We start from the raw sequence: 18,390 nt of genomic DNA, 5'->3' as shown, positions 1-18,390 counted from the left end.
CTGGCAACGCTTTATTCTACTATGGTCTGCATTTTCCTATCCTTATCCTCCTGGGCAGTTTTAAGCTGTAATGCTAATAATGCCTGAAACTCTTCTAACAGATCAATGTACTTGTTTTTCCAAATGATATCATCATCACGGTTTGCCAACCCGTTATAAAATAATGGCGGCGGTTTATCATCGTGTGATCGCTTTTTAAAATCATCAGAAGAAAAAAGCTCTGGCATCTCTATCGAAAAATCGTAATCTAAAGCTATCCCAATCTTGTAGATGATTCCCGGGCTTAAACGTTTTTGATTAAACCAGTTATAGACTGATCGGCGGTTTACTTTAGTAAGGGCAGCAAGTTCAGTTATACTATAACTATTGCGCCTTACAATTTTTTCTACAATTTGACCGTAGTGTACGTCTATTTCCATATTTGTAAGATGAAGGCTCGGCTTTTGTCTTTAAGGTCAGCTAAGCAGTGATTCGGGTTAGGGTATTTACAATAAAGATAATCGATTTTACGATAAATTGTTTACCGCGGTTTTTATTTAAATTGATAGTAATGAAAGACTTATAGATACTAATAAGGATTTTTTGTAATTAAGAGTTAATTTGTTTTTACTCCGAATTTATATAACTACCTGTGTAGAAATTTATCCTACTATTTAAAATTAACCTATTATTAAATTTTTGGAATTCTTTTAACTTATAAAAACATAAAATAATCGTCAGATGGCCTATTAAGGTTGCGATAGATGACCTTTGTATGACTTTTATTTTTCAATATCCTTTATTCAACTATCCATGTGGCCAAAAACTTCGACACTAGTTTCTAAATGCAAGCCGTATTATCTTATGCAGTGTGGGTGTAACCGCGGCAACAACACGATAGTCTGGCTTAAGAAAGGCAAGGGTGACCTTTAATTATTTCTATTTAACAAAATACTGTAAGAGTCTGGTTTTATAATAATTCACCAAAACGAGTACTAAAATGGAAAATTCTTCAAAAATATATGTGGCCGGCCATACCGGTATGGTAGGCTCTGCAATTTTGCGGAAGCTGCATAAGGAAGGTTATACCAATATAGTCGTCCGCACATCGGCACAGCTCGATCTGAGAGATCAGCAAAAGGTTGCCCTTTTTTTTGAAGAGCAACAAATAGAATACGTTTTTGTGGCGGCGGCCAAAGTAGGGGGAATAATGGCCAACAATACTTATAAAGCCGATTTTTTGTATCATAATTTACAGATACAGAACAACCTTATACACTATGCCTGTAAAACAGGTGTTAGCAAGTTGTTGTTTCTGGGTTCAAGTTGTATTTATCCAAAAATGGCACCACAACCTTTACAGGAGGACAGCCTGCTTACGGGGGCATTGGAACCAACTAATGAGCCTTATGCGATTGCCAAACTTGCCGGGATAAGAATGTGCCAGGCCTACAGGCATCAATACCAATGTAACTTTATTTGCGCTTTACCTGCCAGTTTGTATGGCATCAATGACAACTACCATCCGCAAAATTCTCATGTGTTGCCAGCCCTTATCCGCCGTTTTCATGAAGCCAAAATGCAGCAGTTGCCATTTATTACCATGTGGGGTACTGGCTCTCCTAAACGCGAGTTTTTATACGTGGATGATATGGCCGATGCCTGCTATTTTCTGATGCAAAACTACAATGGGGCTGAGGCAGTAAACATAGGAACAGGTAAGGAGGAAAGCATTGCAGAACTTGCACATTTGGTTAAAAACGTTGTCGGCTATGAAGGCGGTATAGAGAACGACCTCTCTAAGCCTGATGGTACGCCACGTAAAGTACTTGATGTTTCAAAATTAACGCAAATGGGATGGACAGCGAAAACGGACCTTACCGAAGGGTTAGAAAAAGCATATTTGGATTTTTTGGTGCGCTATGAAAACCTCCTGGCTGTATAAATTAAGCCTTATTTAAGATTTGATCAAGGTTTAATTTAAGATGAATTAATTGATAAAAACAAGTTCTAACAAAAAGTTGAAACTAATTCAAAATCCTGCCAGGCAATCTGTTCACAGTATTTCTCTCTTTTACTCAATATAGTACCCACAATCTAAAACTACTGTTTAAACCATTTTTTTGTGATTAAATTTAAGGTATTAAACGCCAGGGAAATTAAAATTAATCTCCTGATAGGGGCGAATTTAATAAACATAATAACGGCGTTGTAAGACAAATGGCGAAGCTTTGGCCAATCGCCTGCAATCCGCATTCCTCGGCATAGTTTATTGCTGTTGCCTTAATCCAAATAAATTTAATCAATCACTTACTAATGAAAAAAAGTCTATTTTTTCAGGCCATAGCAGTTATGGTTTGGTTATCGTCCTGCAGTTCTTACAAAAACGTACCTTACTTTCAGGATGTAAAAAGATCGCCTTCTCCGCAGGAAGAGATCACAAACTATTCGCCGCTTATTATTCAACCGCAGGATATTCTCAGCGTAAATGTAACCAGTGCTAACGCAAGCGCCTGGCAAGACTCAACCGGCAAAGCCGAATACCAGGTAAGTCAGCGTGGCACTATACAATTGCCTTTATTAGGCGAGGTTTTGGTGGCCGGCTCAACGGCAGATGATCTTCAAACAAAGCTTAAAACATCACTTAGCAAATATCTAAGAAACCCAACGGTGAACGTTAAGATCACCAATTTTAAAATATCGGTATTGGGCGATGTTTTACGGCCTGATGTGTTCAAAATAGCCAACTCCAAAGTAAGCGTATTAGATGCACTCAGCCTTGCCGGCGATCTGAATATCACCGCCCTGCGAACCAATGTATTACTAATAAGAGAGGTTGAGGGCAAGCGGTCTTACATCAATATCGACCTCACCAAAACAAGCACTTTACGGGCAGATAGTTATTACCTGCGCAATAACGATATTTTGTATGTACAACCCGATAAAACAAAATTTGCCGAAGTTGACAGGGGATATCGTACACTTAGCTTATTGTTATCGGGCCTGTCAATTGTGGCAATAGTACTGGCTAATGTTTTAAGAAATTAAAACCACGAAGATGAAAATGCAAGATCAACAATATTTGTATAAAGAATCTGCAAGCAACAACAACTCGCAGAATGTAAAAAGGATTTGGAGTACTTACTCTTACCATTGGCCCTTGTTTTTGATAAGCGTAGCGCTATGTTTAACAGGAGCTTACTTTTATATCCAGAATAATGTGCCGCAGTATCTGATAATGGCAAAAATAGCCATTAACGATGCCGGAAAAGACCAGACAGAGACTAAAACAGCGCTTGAAAAATTGGATATTTTGCAATCTCCCAAGTTGGCTGAAAGCGAAGTAGCTATTATAAAATCAAGACCTTTGATACGCAGAGTAGTTAATGAACTGCAATTGGAAATTAATTACCAGGTGCCCTATCATCTTACTTATCGCGATGTTTATAACACAGTCCCGGTAACTTTTAAAATTAACAGCCCGCTAAAGTTAGGCGACAAGACCAAAGTGCTGGACCTAACCATTATAAATAACAAATATTTTGAGCTAAAACAAGATGGTGGCAAAACGGTGAGGCTTCCGTTCAATGAACCGCTTGTGAATAAGTTTGGCCGTTGGCAGTTGAACAGTGGGGCTGATTTAAATGGTTACATAGGCAAAACCCTGCGTATAAATGTACAGGATACCGAAGCCGCAATAACCCGTTATCAAAAAGCTTTAAATGTAATATTAGACAGGAACGCCCCGCTGGTTGATATTCAGATGAATGACCAGGTAGCTGCGAGAGGCACACTAATACTGAACCATCTTATCGGTGCTTACAAATATTCCAATATTGATTTTAAAAATCAGGAAACCGCCCGTACGCTTAAGTTTATTGACGACAGGCTATCATTACTGACCAATGAATTATCAGGTGCCGAAAAAACAGTTGAAGATTATAAAAGCAGTATCGGATTAACAGATATATCATCACAATCGCAGCTGTATTTAAACAACATACAGTCTAATGATGTTAAGTTAAACGAGGTAAACATTCAGCTTAACGTGATACGCGAGACAGAAGCGTTTGTCAATTCAGCATCGCACACTTCGGCACCTGCTACAATCGGCATTGCTGATCCCGGGCTTGTTAGCTTGGTAGACCAATTAGCAGGTCTGGAATTGAAGATGACACGTATGCTGGCCACCACACCTGCTGAGAACCCGATTTTTGACCCGGTTGTAAGCCAGATAAAAAGCACAAGGGAAGCTATCAAAAATAAGATCTCCAGTATCAAATCTTCGCTTATTGCCACAAAGCGTCAATTAGAGTCCAATAACTCAAATTTCGAATCGTCAATAAAAAGTATACCAGGGCATGAGCGCCAGTATGTGAGCGTTAAACGCCAGCAGGGGATCAAGGAAAATCTGTATGTATACCTTTTACAGAAACGCGAAGAAATTGCCTTGAGTTACGCATCAACATTAAATGATGCACGCACAGTTGAAGACGCTTATTACGAGTTGCCGGTTTCTTCTGCAAAGTTCCCCGTAGCTATAGCGTTGCTATGTGGTTTAATTATGCCCGCTGCATTTATTTCTACACGCAAAGCGTTCAAAAACCGCATCCTTACAAAACATGAAATAGAGCTTAAAACATCTGCACCAATAATTTGCGAGCTTTTAAGATCAAGAGATAAAAGTAACTTGGTGGTTTTAAACAAGGGACATTATGCCATAGGCGAACAGCTGAGGCTGCTGCGTACAAACCTACTGCAGGCAACAAACCCATCGGCAAAAGCCAGGGTTACACTCTTTACATCAAGTAAGGCCGGTGAGGGTAAAAGTTTTGTGGCCAGTAACACGGGCGCATCTCTTGCTGTATCTGGTAAACGTACCATCCTGATAGAGTTAGATCTGCGCAGGCCCAAGATCTCAAAGTTATTCAATATCAGCAACACCCGCCCGGGCATGAGCGAATACCTGCAAGGAAAAGCTTCAATTGAAGAAATTATACAACCATCAGGTATCCATCCGGATCTGATGCTGATAAAATCAGGTGCTATACCAGATAACCCATCAGAACTGCTTGAAAGCGAACGAATGGAGCTGATAATCAATACATTGAAATTTGATTATGATAACATCCTGATAGATTCGCCGCCAATGCGCCTTGTGACTGATACAGCTATACTGGCCCCGCTGTGCGATGTATGCCTGTACATTGTAAGGCATAATTACACCAATAAAGCAGAGCTGGAATATATAGAAGAGGTGTACCAGTCAAACAAGCTCAGGAACATGCAGATAGTTTTCAACAGCGTAGAAATGGACGAGCGTTTTGGATACTCAATGGATTGGGATTACTATGCCGACAAAAAAAGCAAAGAAGAGCCACAATCGGTATTTACAGATTTTGCCGCCAGGTTTTAAGTATCACCCTATCTATTACTCATCAGTATTTATTAAACACATATGTCTATAGCCAGGCGCTTAATTAACGGAAGTTTAGCCTCATGGTCGCAGATTTTGATAACTGTATTTACGCAGGTGCTTTTAGTACCGGTTTATCTCTCATCCTGGGATATTAAAACCTACGGTTTATGGTTAGCGATACAGGCCCTTTCAACCTTGCTCACCACTATTGATATCGGTCATCACAGTTTCCTCAGTTTTGAATTTCTGCGTATTGGTAAAGCAAACCCCAAAAAGATAGGCCTTTACTTATGGTCTGGAGTATGGGTAGGGTTGGGTGTAGGTGTTTTAGAAGTAATTTTGATCATACTCTTGATAAAAACCAGCCTGTTTGGCCTTATACTTAATGAGATAAAAGGCCTTAGTCCGTCGCTTATACACACGGCAGGCATAGTAATTATTATGCAAAGCATTGCCTGGTGTGTTTTTTACAGTGGCTTAGGGGTTATAACACGTGCTTTGCCGGTATTTGGCTATTACCCCCGCGTAGCCTGGTGGACAGCAGCTACAATGGCTGTTAATGCAATTGCGCCGGCTGTTGCTGTTTTATACGGTGCAAGCTTTTGGCAGGCAGCAGTAGCAATGACTGTTGCCGGCAGCGTTATTTATACCATTCAATACATAGATCTCTTTATTCTTATTCATCGGCAAAAAGTAGTGTTCAGTAAAGGATCAATACCATTAGGGTGGCGAAATTTTATTCATTCCATAAATGTATCAGCCAAAAATATGCTTGAGAATTTAAGAAATGTAGGAGTAAGGGTAATACTGGCCCCATTAACTGGTGCTGCAAACCTTGTGGCATTTTCAACTATACGCACGGGAGCTAATTTTGCCATGCAGGGCTTGCACAGTATATCAAATCCTATGTTGCCGGAGCTGATGCATTTTTTAAACAAACGCGAGCAGGAACGCAGCGAAATTGCGCTGGGGACTATATGGGTGGTAATAATTGCGCTGATGGCGCCGGCAGTAGTTGCGCTGCAAACGTTTATCAAACCGCTCTTCAATATGTGGACAAGGGGCAAAGTTATTTTCGATCCCTTGTTGTTTGCAATTTTATCATTAAGCGTTCTGGTATATGCCATTGCACAACCCGCCATCGCTATAGTTACAGGAAATAATCTTTTAAAAGTGCAGTTGAAAATATCTGCTGTTGCCGCTGTTATTGTAGTAGCAGGTATGGTATTGATGGTGCCCTATGCAGGTTTAACCGGTGCGGGCATGATATTGCTTGCTGCAGAAATTGCAACAACAGTTGGCTACATCAGCACAGCTAAAAGCTGGTTAAAATACAACGGCCTTATGTGGCCAAAGCGGGCATCTGTAATTGCTACGCGTGCAGTTTTAATAGCAGGAGTTGGCATGGCACTCATCATTCTATTTGAAAGCAGCCGTTTTATACTGTTGCCAATAATTCTTGCAATGATGCTTTTGAACGGGTACGATTACTGGAGAAGCATGCCTTCGTTCGCTCGTTACCGCGCAAAGGCTATGTTTAGTAATATACAGGCATTCAGGAAATAACATATCTCTCAAACCAGATACTTCATTTATTTTATGAATTTAAATATCTCACAGGGCGGCAGTATCTCACTTCCTGGTGACAAGTATAGCTTTATTGAAAGCCTTCAAAAGTGGTCGTGGTGGGTATTGGTGCTCACTTCGGTTTTGCAAGTTTTTGTATTCACCACACTGCCAAATGCTGTTGCGGTTGTTTGTGTGCTGGCTACCTGGTACTATACCAAAACGGTGTTCCTTAAAATAGGGATGATAAAAGATTACCCGCTTTCAACTTTCCTTATCTTAGGCTTTACTTTAACACAGTTTTACTTCCCGCTGCTGTTTACCCTTGCTGAATGGAAGCCTGTTGTATTTAACTTTGTACTGCCGTACCAGGTATTTCTTCACTCTACGCTTACGTTCGCCGTTTTGGTAATTGCACACTATTTATACAGGCAATTGCCATATACGCTTCACAAACGAGAACGATCATTGCTGGCCAAAGCTGGTTTGTATACACCGCCAACCCATATACAACTATGGATAATGGGTTTATTAGGCATAGGTGCTACTTTTTACGTGTATTTGTATTCGCCCAATATAGGGTGGGAAGTTACCGGCTCTGCAAGTGATAAGGCTATTCAATCTTTAATGCCGTTTTCATACGCACCGTTCTTTATACCTTTTACCGGGCTATATGGTAGTAAACAGCCATTACCCAAAATGCTTATCGCATATCTTGTAGGCTTCACCATGTTATTGTTCCTGGTAAGTATAGGGCGTAACAGCAGAGGTGGTTTTATGATAGGTTTCACGTCGGTAGGTTTCTCTTATTTTATGGGATTACTGCTGGGTGTTTACAAAGCAAAATTTCTTACTGTAAAAAATGCGGTAATAGCATTGGGGGCTTATTTATTATTTACCGGCCCCATAGCAGACATAGGAACAGCGATGGTGCTTGTGCGCGGGCAGCGTATGGATATACCATATGACAGATTGATCAGCCTTACTTTTGAAGCTTATCAGGATAAAAGAACCATTGAACAGTACCGCCAATCTGATATAACCGGCAAGCCGGATTGGGACGAGAATTATTTGAACAATATTTTTTTGGCGCGTTTCTCAAATATTAAGTTTAATGATGCCAGCCTCATAGAGGCAAAGCGAATAGGCCGGCAGGATCCGCTGATGCGTAAGTTCAATATCGATTATGTGTTGTCTATTTTACCTCAGCCGCTGCTTGATGTACTTAAGATAAATGTGGATAAGAAAATGCTCCGCGGCGTTTCCATAGGCGATTATTTATACTATCGGGCTGGAGGGCCCAAAGCCTCTTTGGGCGGATATCGTACTGGCAGCATGGCAGGTATCGGTATGGCAACATTTGGGTGGTGGTACCTGGCTATTTTAGGTATAGGTATAGTGCCGGTATTTTACTTGTTCGACTTGCTTTTTACTAAACAGATCATTCCCGGGAGCATACCAGGCTCATCAACTACTAAACTGAGTTTTAGTTTATGCGGGATGTTGTTGCTCGACTCTATTTTTCGGTTTTTGCCAGCGGAAAGCGCAACTGCCACGGCTACATTTTTAATACGCGATTTTCTACAATTGGTGGTGCTTTATCTTGTTGTTTACCACCTTACTAAGGTTTTTAATATCCTAAGTCCAAAGCCAAAGGCGTTGACCCGAAGGAAGTTGGACATGATTGACAACAACAGTAAGACTCACCCGCCCATATCTTTAAATTTTTAGTATCGATCTATGGCCAATATACTTTATTTGGGTAATAGCCACCCGTCAACCACATCATGTCACCGGGCTAACGCGTTACGCCGGTTAGGGCATACCGTAAAAATTTATGATGTAGATGAAATGGCCTGTCGGCTTGCGTTTTCAAAATTTCTTGAACCAATACATTTTCGTACAGGTTACCGCTTTTTGCAAACAAAAGTTGTTAAATGGGCCCGTAGGGTTGTAGCAGAAAACCCTGAGACTGATCTCATCTGGGTAAACAGCGGCGATAAGTTTGGCCCTGAATGCATGGCTGAATTTAAGAAAAGAGGTGTGCCGATTATATTGTATAATAACGACGATCCAACAGGCGGCAGAGACGGCGGCCGCTTCAATTCACTGCTGGCATCCCTGCCTTTTTATGACCTATGTGTTGTGATGCGCGAGGTAAATGTTGAAGAGTTTAAAGAAAAAGGAGCAAAAAAAGTGCTACGCGTAATGATGTCTTATGACGAGATCATTCATAAGCCTTTTATTGATCCAGCAGATATTCCTCAGGCGTTCAGATCGGAGGTTGTGTTTATAGGCACATGGATGCGCCATGAAAAAAGGGACGAGTTTATTCTTAAACTGATCAATAGCGGCTTGCCATTGGCTATTTATGGAGAGCGATGGGAAAAGTCGCCGTATTTTAAGGACCTAAAGCACTACTACCGGGGCAAAGGTTTAAGTGGAAGGGATTATGTTGCTGCCATACAAGGTGCAAAGATTTGCCTCGGTCTGTTATCAAAAGGTAACCGGGATTTGCATACACAGCGCTCGATGGAAGTGCCTTACGCGGGTGGTTTGCTATGCGCCGAGCGTACTTCAGAGCATACCGAACTCTACAAAGAATATGCTGAAGCAATTTTCTGGAGCGATGCCAACGAATGCATACTGGTTTGCAAGCAATTACTGGCAAACCACAAAATGCGTAACACTATCACTGCAGCAGGAAAACAGCGGGCAAATCAAAACAAAAACGGAAATGAGGACGTGTGCTACCAGATTTTAAAAGAGGTGAACCTGATGGAGCGAACGGATGTGCAGCTTCAATATATAAAATAATTACAAAGCAAGATCAATACTATACCCCTAATGATGATCAGCCAACAAACAGATTCGGCATGGATAAATGTATTCATAACATCAGCGTATACCGATGATGAGCCAATATCCTCTATTTTTAAATATGCGGCATTAGATAAGCTTAAGAAATATAAGGTTGTAAAAAATGCAGATATAGCGGACATTATTCTATTTGTAGAAAACTCCAGGCACGTAGCAGATAGGTTTTACAAAAAACTTAAACAGCATCACCTGGTAAAAAAATATCCTCAAAAGGTATTTATGTATAACCCTCATGACAAGCCCTGGCTGGTGCTGCCCGGTTTGTATGCATCAATGCCTAAACGCTTCTTTGATAAAAACTTCATAGCAGCCTCACCCTATATCGAAAATATAAATCCATATATAAAACACGAGTTATGCATCGCCCCAAAATATCTGTTCACTTTTGTTGGTAGCCCAAATTCGCCCCCGCGGCGTAAGATATTAAGACTTCAGCATCCGAGAGGGATATTGCAGGCATCCCTAAAAAATATGTTTGGCGATAAAGATCACAGGCGTGATAAGATTGATTATGCTGAACTAATTGGGCAAAGTAAGTTTGTATTGTGCCCACGTGGCGCCGGTACATCATCTTTCAGGATATTTGAAACCATGCAGGCAGGCAGGGTGCCGGTTATTATCTCAGATGATTGGGTTGCGCCTCAAGGCCCAGTGTGGAAAGATTTTGCACTTTTTGTAGCCGAACGCGATGTATTTAATATTCCCCTCATATTAGAAAAAGCTGAACATGAATGGGAAGAACGGGCTGCGTTGAGCCGGCAGGCCTGGGAAAATTTTTTCGCTCCGGAAATCATCTTTACCTATCTGCTTGAAAGTATTTTCAGATTACCCAAAACTCAGTCAGAAATTACCTTTTCGTTAAAGGCAAGGCACGTTATACCTTATGCGAGGTATGTTTTCAGGGTTGTATTTATTCAGCCACTAAAGGCTTTGATCGCTTATTAAATATAGCGCAATCCCCTCTGCATATTCTTCATCCTAATAATTGGTCATCACATTAAAATAGTTCAAATGAAAGCAGTAATACTTGCCGGCGGGCTGGGTACGCGTATTAGTGAAGAAAGCGGGGTACGCCCTAAGCCAATGGTTGAAATTGCCGGTAAGCCTATTCTTTGGCATATCATGAAGTACTATTCATCATACGGCATAAACGATTTTGTAATTTGTTGTGGCTATAAATCTTACGTTATAAAGGAATATTTCTCCCGTTACTGTCTTAACAATTCAGATGTAACGTTTGATATGACAACTAATAGCATAGATGTGCACAAGCAAAACGCCGAACCCTGGAAGGTTACGCTGGTTGATACCGGTTATAATACGATGACGGGCGGCCGAATAAAACGCGTAAAAGAATACCTGGGCTCCGAAACATTTTGCATGACCTACGGTGATGGTGTAAGCGATGTGAACATCACAGATTTAATTAGTTTTCATCGCACACAAGGTACATTGGCAACGCTTACTGCTGTACAGCAACCCGGAAGGTTTGGAGCGTTCAATTTAGCTGAACAAGACACCCGTATCAACCATTTTCATGAAAAGCCATCGGGCGGTGATATGCCGTGGATAAATGGCGGATATTTTGTGCTTGAACCTGAAGTTTTAGATTACATAACCGACGACGAGACCACCTGGGAGCGCGAGCCGATGGAGTACCTTGCCAAACAAGGCGAACTTTCTGCTTACAAACACACCGGCTTTTGGCAGCCTATGGATACACTACGCGATAAAATGTACCTCGAAGAGCTTTGGGCGGCGGGGAAAGCTGCGTGGTACCCTAAAGCCACAACTACCGCACCTTGACCACTAAATAACTTATCATATCATGAAAATTTTAATCACAGGAAACATGGGCTATGTTGGCCCGGGCGTTGTAGCGCAATTGCGTGCCGCACTGCCGGATGCTAAGCTTATTGGTTTTGATATGGCTTATTTTGGATCGTGCCTCACCAATGCAGCTATTTTGCCGGAGCGTAAACTTGATGTACAATTATTTGGCGATATACGTAATCTGCCTGCAGAGTTATTACAGGGTGTTGATGCTGTTGTCCATTTGGCCGCCATTTCTAACGACCCGATGGGAAGCCGGTTTGAAAATATTACGCTTGACGTAAATTATCGATCGAGCGTGAGACTGGCTGAGATGGCAAAAGATGCAGGGGTAAGATCATTTGTATTTGCCTCAAGCTGCAGCATGTACGGGGCTGCAGAAGGGGCACCTAAAACTGAAGATTCTACGCTGAATCCCCTTACGGCCTATGCGCGATCAAAGGTTTTCACTGAGGCGGATATTAAACCGCTTGCAGATGAAAATTTTACCGTCACATGCCTGCGTTTTGCAACGGCTTGCGGCATGAGCGATCGTTTGCGGTTAGATCTTGTATTAAATGATTTTGTAGCGTGTGCGGTTTCGGCCGGTCATATCAGTATCTTAAGTGATGGCAGCCCATGGCGTCCGCTTATTCATGTTAAAGATATGGCGCTTGCCATTGAGTGGGCTGTGAACCGCGATAGCAAAAACGGAGGGCAGTATTTGGCTGTTAACGCCGGTAGTAACTCCTGGAACTATCAGGTACACCAACTGGCAACTGCCGTTGCAAAAGAAATATCCGGTACACAAATAACCTTGAATACAGATGCGCCGCCGGATAAACGATCTTACTGTGTAAACTTTGATCTGTTCGCCAAACTGGCACCAGCTCATCAGCCCCGTTACACACTTGAGGGAACTATAAAAGAACTTGCCGAAGGTTTAAGCGCTGTAAACTTTACTGATGCAGATTTTAGAAATTCTAAGATGATGCGTTTAAAAGTTTTAACCGGCTTACAGGATACCGGCCTAATAAATGACGACCTGGAGTGGACGGATAAGGTAGCATATATTGCCGAACGTTCATCTCCCTTTGAAACCGTATAATCCATCATCATGATATTTACCGAAACAAAATTAAAAGGAGCATTTACCATTGATGTAAAGCGCCTGGAGGACGATCGCGGCTTTTTTGGCCGCTCATACTGTATGGAAGAGTTTGATATACAAGGACTAAATATAAATGTAATGCAGTCTAATGTGAGTTTCAACAAAAAAAAGGGGACGTTGCGTGGCATGCATATGCAGATTGCGCCTTATGGAGAAACCAAACTGGTACGCTGTACCCGTGGATCTATATATGATGTTATAGTTGATCTGAGGCCAAAGTCAGAAACTTATACACAATGGGTAGGTGTAGCACTTTCTGCTGCCACTTACCGGATGCTTTATGTACCAGAGGGTTTTGCCCACGGCTTTATTACCATGCAGGATAATACAGATGTTACCTACCAGGTAACCCAAATGTATGTTCCTATAGCTGAAAAAGCCTACAGGTGGGACGATCCTGCATTTGATATAAAATGGCCCGTAGATCCAGTTGTAGTTTCAGACAAAGACCGGTCGCACGCACCATTTGAGCCGCATATCATGGCGTAATAGTTATTAATACTTCACTCTTAATTTACACAAAATGATCATAGTTGATACCGCACTGGCCAAACGCGCGGCTCAAAATAACCCCGTGAGGGTTGCAATGGTAGGTGCCGGCTTTATGGCCAAAGGCATAGCCATACAAATATGTAACTATGTGCCGGGCATGGAGCTCGTTGCAATTGCTAACCGCAATATTGAACATGCTAAAGTTGCTTATAACGAAGCAGATATTTTTGATGCAAGCACGGTTGATACCGTTGCCCAACTGGAGATAAACATTAAAAAAGGCGTTGTTAGTGTTACTGATGATGCCTTTTTGCTTTGTAAAGCCAATGGGATAGACGCAATAGTTGAGGTTACCGGCGCTGTTGAATTTGGAGCTAACCTTATACTTGCAGCTATTGAAAACCAAAAGCACATCATTTTAATGAACGCTGAAGTTGATGGAACGGTTGGACCGATACTGAAAACTTATGCCGATGAAGCGGGTGTAGTGTATACCAATGTTGATGGTGACCAACCCGGCGTTCAAATGAATTTGTATCGTTTTGTAAAAGCGCTTGGGGTAAAGCCGGTGCTTATAGGCAACATTAAAGGCCTCCACGACCCGTATCGTAATCCAACCACACAAGAGGCGTTTGCAAAAAAATGGGGACAAAAGCCTGCAATGGTCTCTTCATTTGCAGACGGAAGCAAAATATCGTTTGAGCAAGCTATTGTTGCAAATGGTACCGGTATGCAGGTAGCAAAGCGGGGAATGCTTGGCCCAACAGCAGCACCCGGTACGCCGCTTAAAGAAGCCATTGCGCTATATCCCATAGAAGAATTGATCAACAATGGTCCTGGTATTGTTGATTATGTGGTGGCTGCTGAACCAGGGCCCGGCGTGTTTGTAATTGGTACGCATGACCATCCTCGGCAAAAACATTATCTTAATTTATATAAGTTAGGAGAGGGGCCGCTTTATCTTTTTTATACGCCTTATCACTTGTGCCATTTTGAAGTACCAATGACCATTGCGCGTGCGGTTCTGTTTCACGATGCTGCATTAACCCCTTTGGGCAAGCCTTATGTTGAAGTTGTTGCCGCTGCCAAAATCGATCTTAAGGCAGGAGATGTTATTGATGGAATTGGCCATTACATGACCTATGGCCTGTGCGAAAATGCCGATACCGCAGAAATGGAAAACCTGTTACCAATAGGCGTAGCCGAAGATTGCATCCTAAAACGAGATGTTAGTAAAGACACAGTTTTGACCTATGACGATGTTATCCTACCGGAGGGGCGTACAATTGACAGACTTAGAGCGGAACAACGCGCGTATTTTAAATCTGAACATGAATTAAGCAAACAGGTATAAGCATGTCAAAACTTTCCATATCTCACCGCCTCAATATGGCAGTAGCCGAGCGTAAAAGAGTACTGATAACAGGTGCAGCCGGGTTTCTCGGCTCGCATCTTTGCGATAGATTTATAAAAGAGAATTTCCATGTTATTGGCATGGATAATTTGATAACCGGCGACTTGCGCAACATTGAGCATCTGTTCAAACTCGAGAACTTTGAGTTCTACAACCACGATGTTTCCAAATTTGTGCATGTGCCGGGCGAACTGCATTACATCCTGCATTTTGCATCGCCGGCCAGCCCTATCGATTATTTGAAGATACCCATCCAAACTTTAAAGGTAGGATCATTGGGTACGCATAACCTGCTGGGTTTGGCACGTGCTAAAAATGCACGTATGCTTATTGCTTCAACATCAGAGATCTATGGCGACCCTACCGTTAACCCACAGCCTGAAGAATACTGGGGTAACGTAAATACGGTTGGTCCGCGTGGTGTGTATGATGAGGCAAAACGTTTCCAGGAATCCATCACCATGGCTTACCACACCTTCCATGGTTTGGAAACCCGAATTGTGCGCATCTTTAATACCTATGGTCCGCGTATGCGCCTTAATGATGGCCGTGTGCTACCTGCCTTTATCGGCCAGGCTTTGCGTGGCGAGCCGTTAACGATGTTCGGCGATGGTTCGCAAACGCGTTCTTTCTGTTATGTTGATGACCTGATAGAGGGTATCTACCGATTGCTGTTCAGCGACTACGCACAGCCAATGAATATCGGTAACCCGGATGAGATAACCATCAAGGAATTTGGGGAAGAGATCATTAAACTTACCGGCACAAACCAGGAGTTGATAAGCCTGCCCTTGCCAACCGATGATCCAAAGCAACGCAGACCGGATATTACCAAAGCCAGAGCAATTTTAGGCTGGGAGCCAAAAGTATCCCGTGCGGAAGGTTTGAAGATCACTTACAATTATTTTAAGTCTTTGCCGGAACACGAGATAAAACACAAGGATTTTACCTGGTACAATAAAAGTTTATAGGTTGATCTTTACTATTAAAAACACTGAATTTTTTGCTTAAAAAATGAAACTTCCTATATTGGTTTTTCGTAAAAGAGTGTAGTTGATATAGCTTACGCTTTGTTCTATAAACAAGGTGCAAAAAGAGTTAATTAACGTACTGCTGCCCTTTAAGAAAATGGACCGCATACACTAATTCTTTAACCAATATGAGTACAGTTATGAGTTCTGAACCAGGCATCTTAAAAAGTATGAACATAGAAGTGGCTGGGTATACCTATACCGTAAATTCAAGCGATATAGCCGATTTTCTAACCGCTTGTGAGGCGTTTATGGCCATACGCGGCAACGAGTTTGAGATAATGACGCAGACTATTACAGATACCATTATCGATAATTGCAGTGATAAGCTCACCTTGGAAAGTTTGCGCCCGCAACTCAAATTTCTGCGTGAAGTGGGTTATCTTTTAAATGGATTTGTCTCAAATATGGGTGAGTGACCGCTGTTAGATTTCCTGTTGATAATCAATTTAACCTTCATTGATTTTAGCGCTTTGCGATAACTCTTGCACACTGCTCCTTAAAAGCTCGTTATATTTCTCCAACAGTGTTATATATCGGTCTTTCCAATAATTTTCGTCTTTTTCTTCCTTAACCGGCAACCAATCACTTGTTCGAGCCTTGTTTTGGATGTGTTGAAAATCATCTGCGCTAAACAGCGACGGAAAGTCTTTTGAAAAATCATAATTAAGTGCAAGGCCTATACGGTAAATAATTTCCGGTTTTAGCCGTTTTTGCTTGAACCAGTTATATACCGATCTGCGATTAACGTTTGTTAATTTGGCAAGTTCGCTTATACTATACCCATCCCTCCTTATTACTTTTTCTACTATTTGACCAAAATGATCCATTGCTAAATTATGTTTAGGCGACCGCGGTAAAACACAGATGATTTGTCTGGCTGTTACTACGAAAGGCACGTCGAAATATGAGTAATATGATTTTGGCTCACCTTCACAACTAATGCGCAGCCCAGTTGCTCAAGTACCATTAGTATTGATGAACCGTTGATATCGGCTATGTGGCCTTCCTGATTTATAAAAGGCCCGTGGTTGATATAAATCCTATCGCCCACACCAAATTGTTTGTAATTAATAACTTCAAGATTGGTGTCGTTCACGGTTATGATATTCTTTACCCTTTCCATCTCATCTTGCCGTATCTGCACCGGTAAACCGCAATGTTTTACAAAGCTGATAATACCCGGTACTTGTAATACTCTGTTCTGTTCTGACGGCGTAATTTGCACAAAAAGGTATGACTTAAATAGGGGTATTTCCACTGTTTTATAACGATCTGCCCACTTTTTTTTAACCTTTATAATCGGGCAATAGCTAACCAAATCATTGTCAGTTAAAAGTTGACCGGCTTTTTTTTCCCAGTTGGAACGAGTGTATACAACCATCCAGTTTTTCGATGCCGGCATCAAATTTTTTTTTATAACTAACGGTAATTTAGAAGCAAGCATAATGTTAAAGTTTAGCGTTTTGTTTATTGTTGAATTGCAATAATGACTAAATTTAAGTATTAACTAAGCGTGTTAATATTAATTTCAAATTCTGTATAACGATTTGTAATTAAGTGTGAAAATCTGTAAAACTTGGTGTGTTGATTTTAGATTTAGTGAATAAAGATTGGGCTGCTGTTAAACACATCCATTATTAAGTGTAGATAATAGCCCAATAATATTTACTTTTTTAAATCCAATTGCGGCTGGTAGGTTGCCGTATTATACTGGAAAATTAAATTTCAATCTCTGATTCAGATAAATCTGAGGAAAAGTTGCAAGAAATTTGGTTTGGCCTTTTGTGTTTTGCATCTGTTCAATTATATCCAGTAAATTAATTTCGCCTTGTTCGGCTACGTTGTTAATTTTTGCATAATAAAACGCCAGAATTGGTTCCGGTATTTATATGCATGATAGGTAAACTATTGAGTTATCTGTTCGAATTCGAATTGCCGGATTTACTCAAAGTTGAGACTTTGGATTTTACGTATTAGCAATTGACACGTTTGGCAGATTAGGTAAGTACACTAAGTGGTTTTTACACTAACTAAACCTTGATGCGAGCGTATTTGCTCACATAGTAGCGAAAGATGTAAGTCTGTTTTATTTTCGCTTTGATAGATATTTAATAAATTGATAATGCGATCGTCATTCAACCCGGTCATTAACAATTCGATGCTCTTGAGTGAGGAAACGGCCACGGCATTTGTTATATTGAGATAATACAGTAGTGCAAGGTTCCGCTCAATAATATTATCACGGGTATTCAAAATGTTATCGAAGGCATTTTCCATAAAACCGATCAGATCCTTACAGCACATAAAAGAATAATCCAAGTCTGTCAATGCGTAAATTGATTCGAGTACTGAACACCGTCCCTCTGCATTTTGGTAAAAGTTATCAATAAGGCTTCTGGAATCTTCAAAATCGGGATGTGTGCATATTTCAGATAATCGCTCTACAAGATGCGATTCTGCACAATAGAGTTGATTTAGATACCCTGAAAATTGAGTATAGAAAGTCATAGGTCAGTTTTGCACTATTGATGTATAACAAAAATACCATCATGTATTTTTACTATGCGGGTAAATAACACCAAATTACACGGTTAAATACTTCACTTTTTTTAACCGTATTACA

17 protein-coding genes are annotated in these 18,390 nt (G+C 41.1%); 13 read left to right on the top strand and 4 right to left on the bottom strand.

Annotation, left to right across the window (positions count from 1 at the left end; genetic code table 11):
• Positions 1-11: 11 nt before the first annotated feature.
• Positions 12-419 carry a helix-turn-helix domain-containing protein gene (locus FPZ42_RS08185; RefSeq protein ID WP_146270201.1) on the bottom strand — a complete coding sequence of 136 codons (408 nt, stop codon included), beginning with the start codon at positions 417-419 and terminating at the stop codon, positions 12-14.
• Between the two features lie 560 nt (positions 420-979).
• Here FPZ42_RS08185 and FPZ42_RS08180 point away from each other — a divergent pair.
• The 13 genes from FPZ42_RS08180 (at position 980) to FPZ42_RS08120 (ending at position 16,183) form a co-directional block, all read left to right on the top strand.
• Positions 980-1,924, top strand: a complete 945-nt coding sequence (locus FPZ42_RS08180; RefSeq protein ID WP_146270199.1) for a GDP-L-fucose synthase family protein — start codon at positions 980-982, stop codon at positions 1,922-1,924.
• Between the two features lie 371 nt (positions 1,925-2,295).
• Positions 2,296-3,027, top strand: coding sequence for a polysaccharide biosynthesis/export family protein (locus FPZ42_RS08175; protein ID WP_146270197.1), 732 nt, complete (start codon positions 2,296-2,298; stop codon positions 3,025-3,027).
• Positions 3,028-3,037: 10 nt separating this feature from the next.
• Positions 3,038-5,395: a GumC family protein gene (locus FPZ42_RS08170; protein ID WP_146270195.1), complete on the top strand. Its 2,358-nt coding sequence runs from the start codon at positions 3,038-3,040 to the stop codon at positions 5,393-5,395.
• A 42-nt stretch (positions 5,396-5,437) separates the two neighbouring features.
• Positions 5,438-6,964, top strand: coding sequence for a hypothetical protein (locus FPZ42_RS08165; protein ID WP_146270193.1), 1,527 nt, complete (start codon positions 5,438-5,440; stop codon positions 6,962-6,964).
• Positions 6,965-6,997: 33 nt separating this feature from the next.
• The gene (locus tag FPZ42_RS08160; protein ID WP_146270191.1) at positions 6,998-8,695 is read left to right on the top strand and encodes a hypothetical protein; all 1,698 of its coding nucleotides are present in this window, start codon (positions 6,998-7,000) and stop codon (positions 8,693-8,695) included.
• 9 nt (positions 8,696-8,704) lie between these two features.
• Positions 8,705-9,781 carry a CgeB family protein gene (locus FPZ42_RS08155; protein ID WP_146270189.1) on the top strand — a complete coding sequence of 359 codons (1,077 nt, stop codon included), beginning with the start codon at positions 8,705-8,707 and terminating at the stop codon, positions 9,779-9,781.
• Positions 9,782-9,811: 30 nt separating this feature from the next.
• A complete protein-coding gene (locus tag FPZ42_RS08150) occupies positions 9,812-10,789 on the top strand; it encodes an exostosin domain-containing protein (RefSeq protein ID WP_146270187.1) in 978 nt (325 codons plus the stop codon).
• Between the two features lie 66 nt (positions 10,790-10,855).
• Positions 10,856-11,650: a glucose-1-phosphate cytidylyltransferase gene (rfbF, locus tag FPZ42_RS08145; protein WP_146270185.1), complete on the top strand. Its 795-nt coding sequence runs from the start codon at positions 10,856-10,858 to the stop codon at positions 11,648-11,650.
• 22 nt (positions 11,651-11,672) lie between these two features.
• Complete coding sequence (locus FPZ42_RS08140; protein WP_146270183.1) at positions 11,673-12,764, top strand: NAD-dependent epimerase/dehydratase family protein; 1,092 nt, start codon at positions 11,673-11,675, stop codon at positions 12,762-12,764.
• A 9-nt stretch (positions 12,765-12,773) separates the two neighbouring features.
• Entirely contained in the window at positions 12,774-13,316 is a 543-nt protein-coding gene (gene rfbC, locus FPZ42_RS08135) for a dTDP-4-dehydrorhamnose 3,5-epimerase (RefSeq protein ID WP_146270181.1), read from the top strand.
• Between the two features lie 34 nt (positions 13,317-13,350).
• Complete coding sequence (locus FPZ42_RS08130; RefSeq protein WP_146270179.1) at positions 13,351-14,673, top strand: NAD(P)H-dependent oxidoreductase; 1,323 nt, start codon at positions 13,351-13,353, stop codon at positions 14,671-14,673.
• Positions 14,674-14,675: 2 nt separating this feature from the next.
• Complete coding sequence (locus FPZ42_RS08125; protein WP_261382252.1) at positions 14,676-15,704, top strand: UDP-glucuronic acid decarboxylase family protein; 1,029 nt, start codon at positions 14,676-14,678, stop codon at positions 15,702-15,704.
• A 200-nt stretch (positions 15,705-15,904) separates the two neighbouring features.
• The gene (locus tag FPZ42_RS08120) at positions 15,905-16,183 is read left to right on the top strand and encodes a hypothetical protein (RefSeq protein WP_146270177.1); all 279 of its coding nucleotides are present in this window, start codon (positions 15,905-15,907) and stop codon (positions 16,181-16,183) included.
• Between the two features lie 30 nt (positions 16,184-16,213).
• Here FPZ42_RS08120 and FPZ42_RS08115 read toward each other — a convergent pair whose 3' ends face one another.
• The 3 genes from FPZ42_RS08115 to FPZ42_RS08105 all read right to left on the bottom strand — a co-directional run bounded on the left by FPZ42_RS08115 (position 16,214) and on the right by FPZ42_RS08105 (position 18,275).
• Positions 16,214-16,594: a helix-turn-helix domain-containing protein gene (locus FPZ42_RS08115; protein ID WP_146270175.1), complete on the bottom strand. Its 381-nt coding sequence runs from the start codon at positions 16,592-16,594 to the stop codon at positions 16,214-16,216.
• Between the two features lie 56 nt (positions 16,595-16,650).
• Positions 16,651-17,148, bottom strand: coding sequence for a UpxY family transcription antiterminator (locus FPZ42_RS08110; protein ID WP_261382266.1), 498 nt, complete (start codon positions 17,146-17,148; stop codon positions 16,651-16,653).
• A gap of 629 nt (positions 17,149-17,777) precedes the next feature.
• Positions 17,778-18,275, bottom strand: coding sequence for a hypothetical protein (locus FPZ42_RS08105; protein ID WP_146270171.1), 498 nt, complete (start codon positions 18,273-18,275; stop codon positions 17,778-17,780).
• Between the last annotated feature and the right edge of the window lie 115 nt (positions 18,276-18,390).

The sequence above is a fragment of the Mucilaginibacter achroorhodeus genome (assembly GCF_007846095.1).
GTDB classification, from domain to species: Bacteria; Bacteroidota; Bacteroidia; order Sphingobacteriales; family Sphingobacteriaceae; genus Mucilaginibacter; species Mucilaginibacter achroorhodeus.
This window is presented reverse-complemented; position numbering and strand designations above follow the sequence as displayed.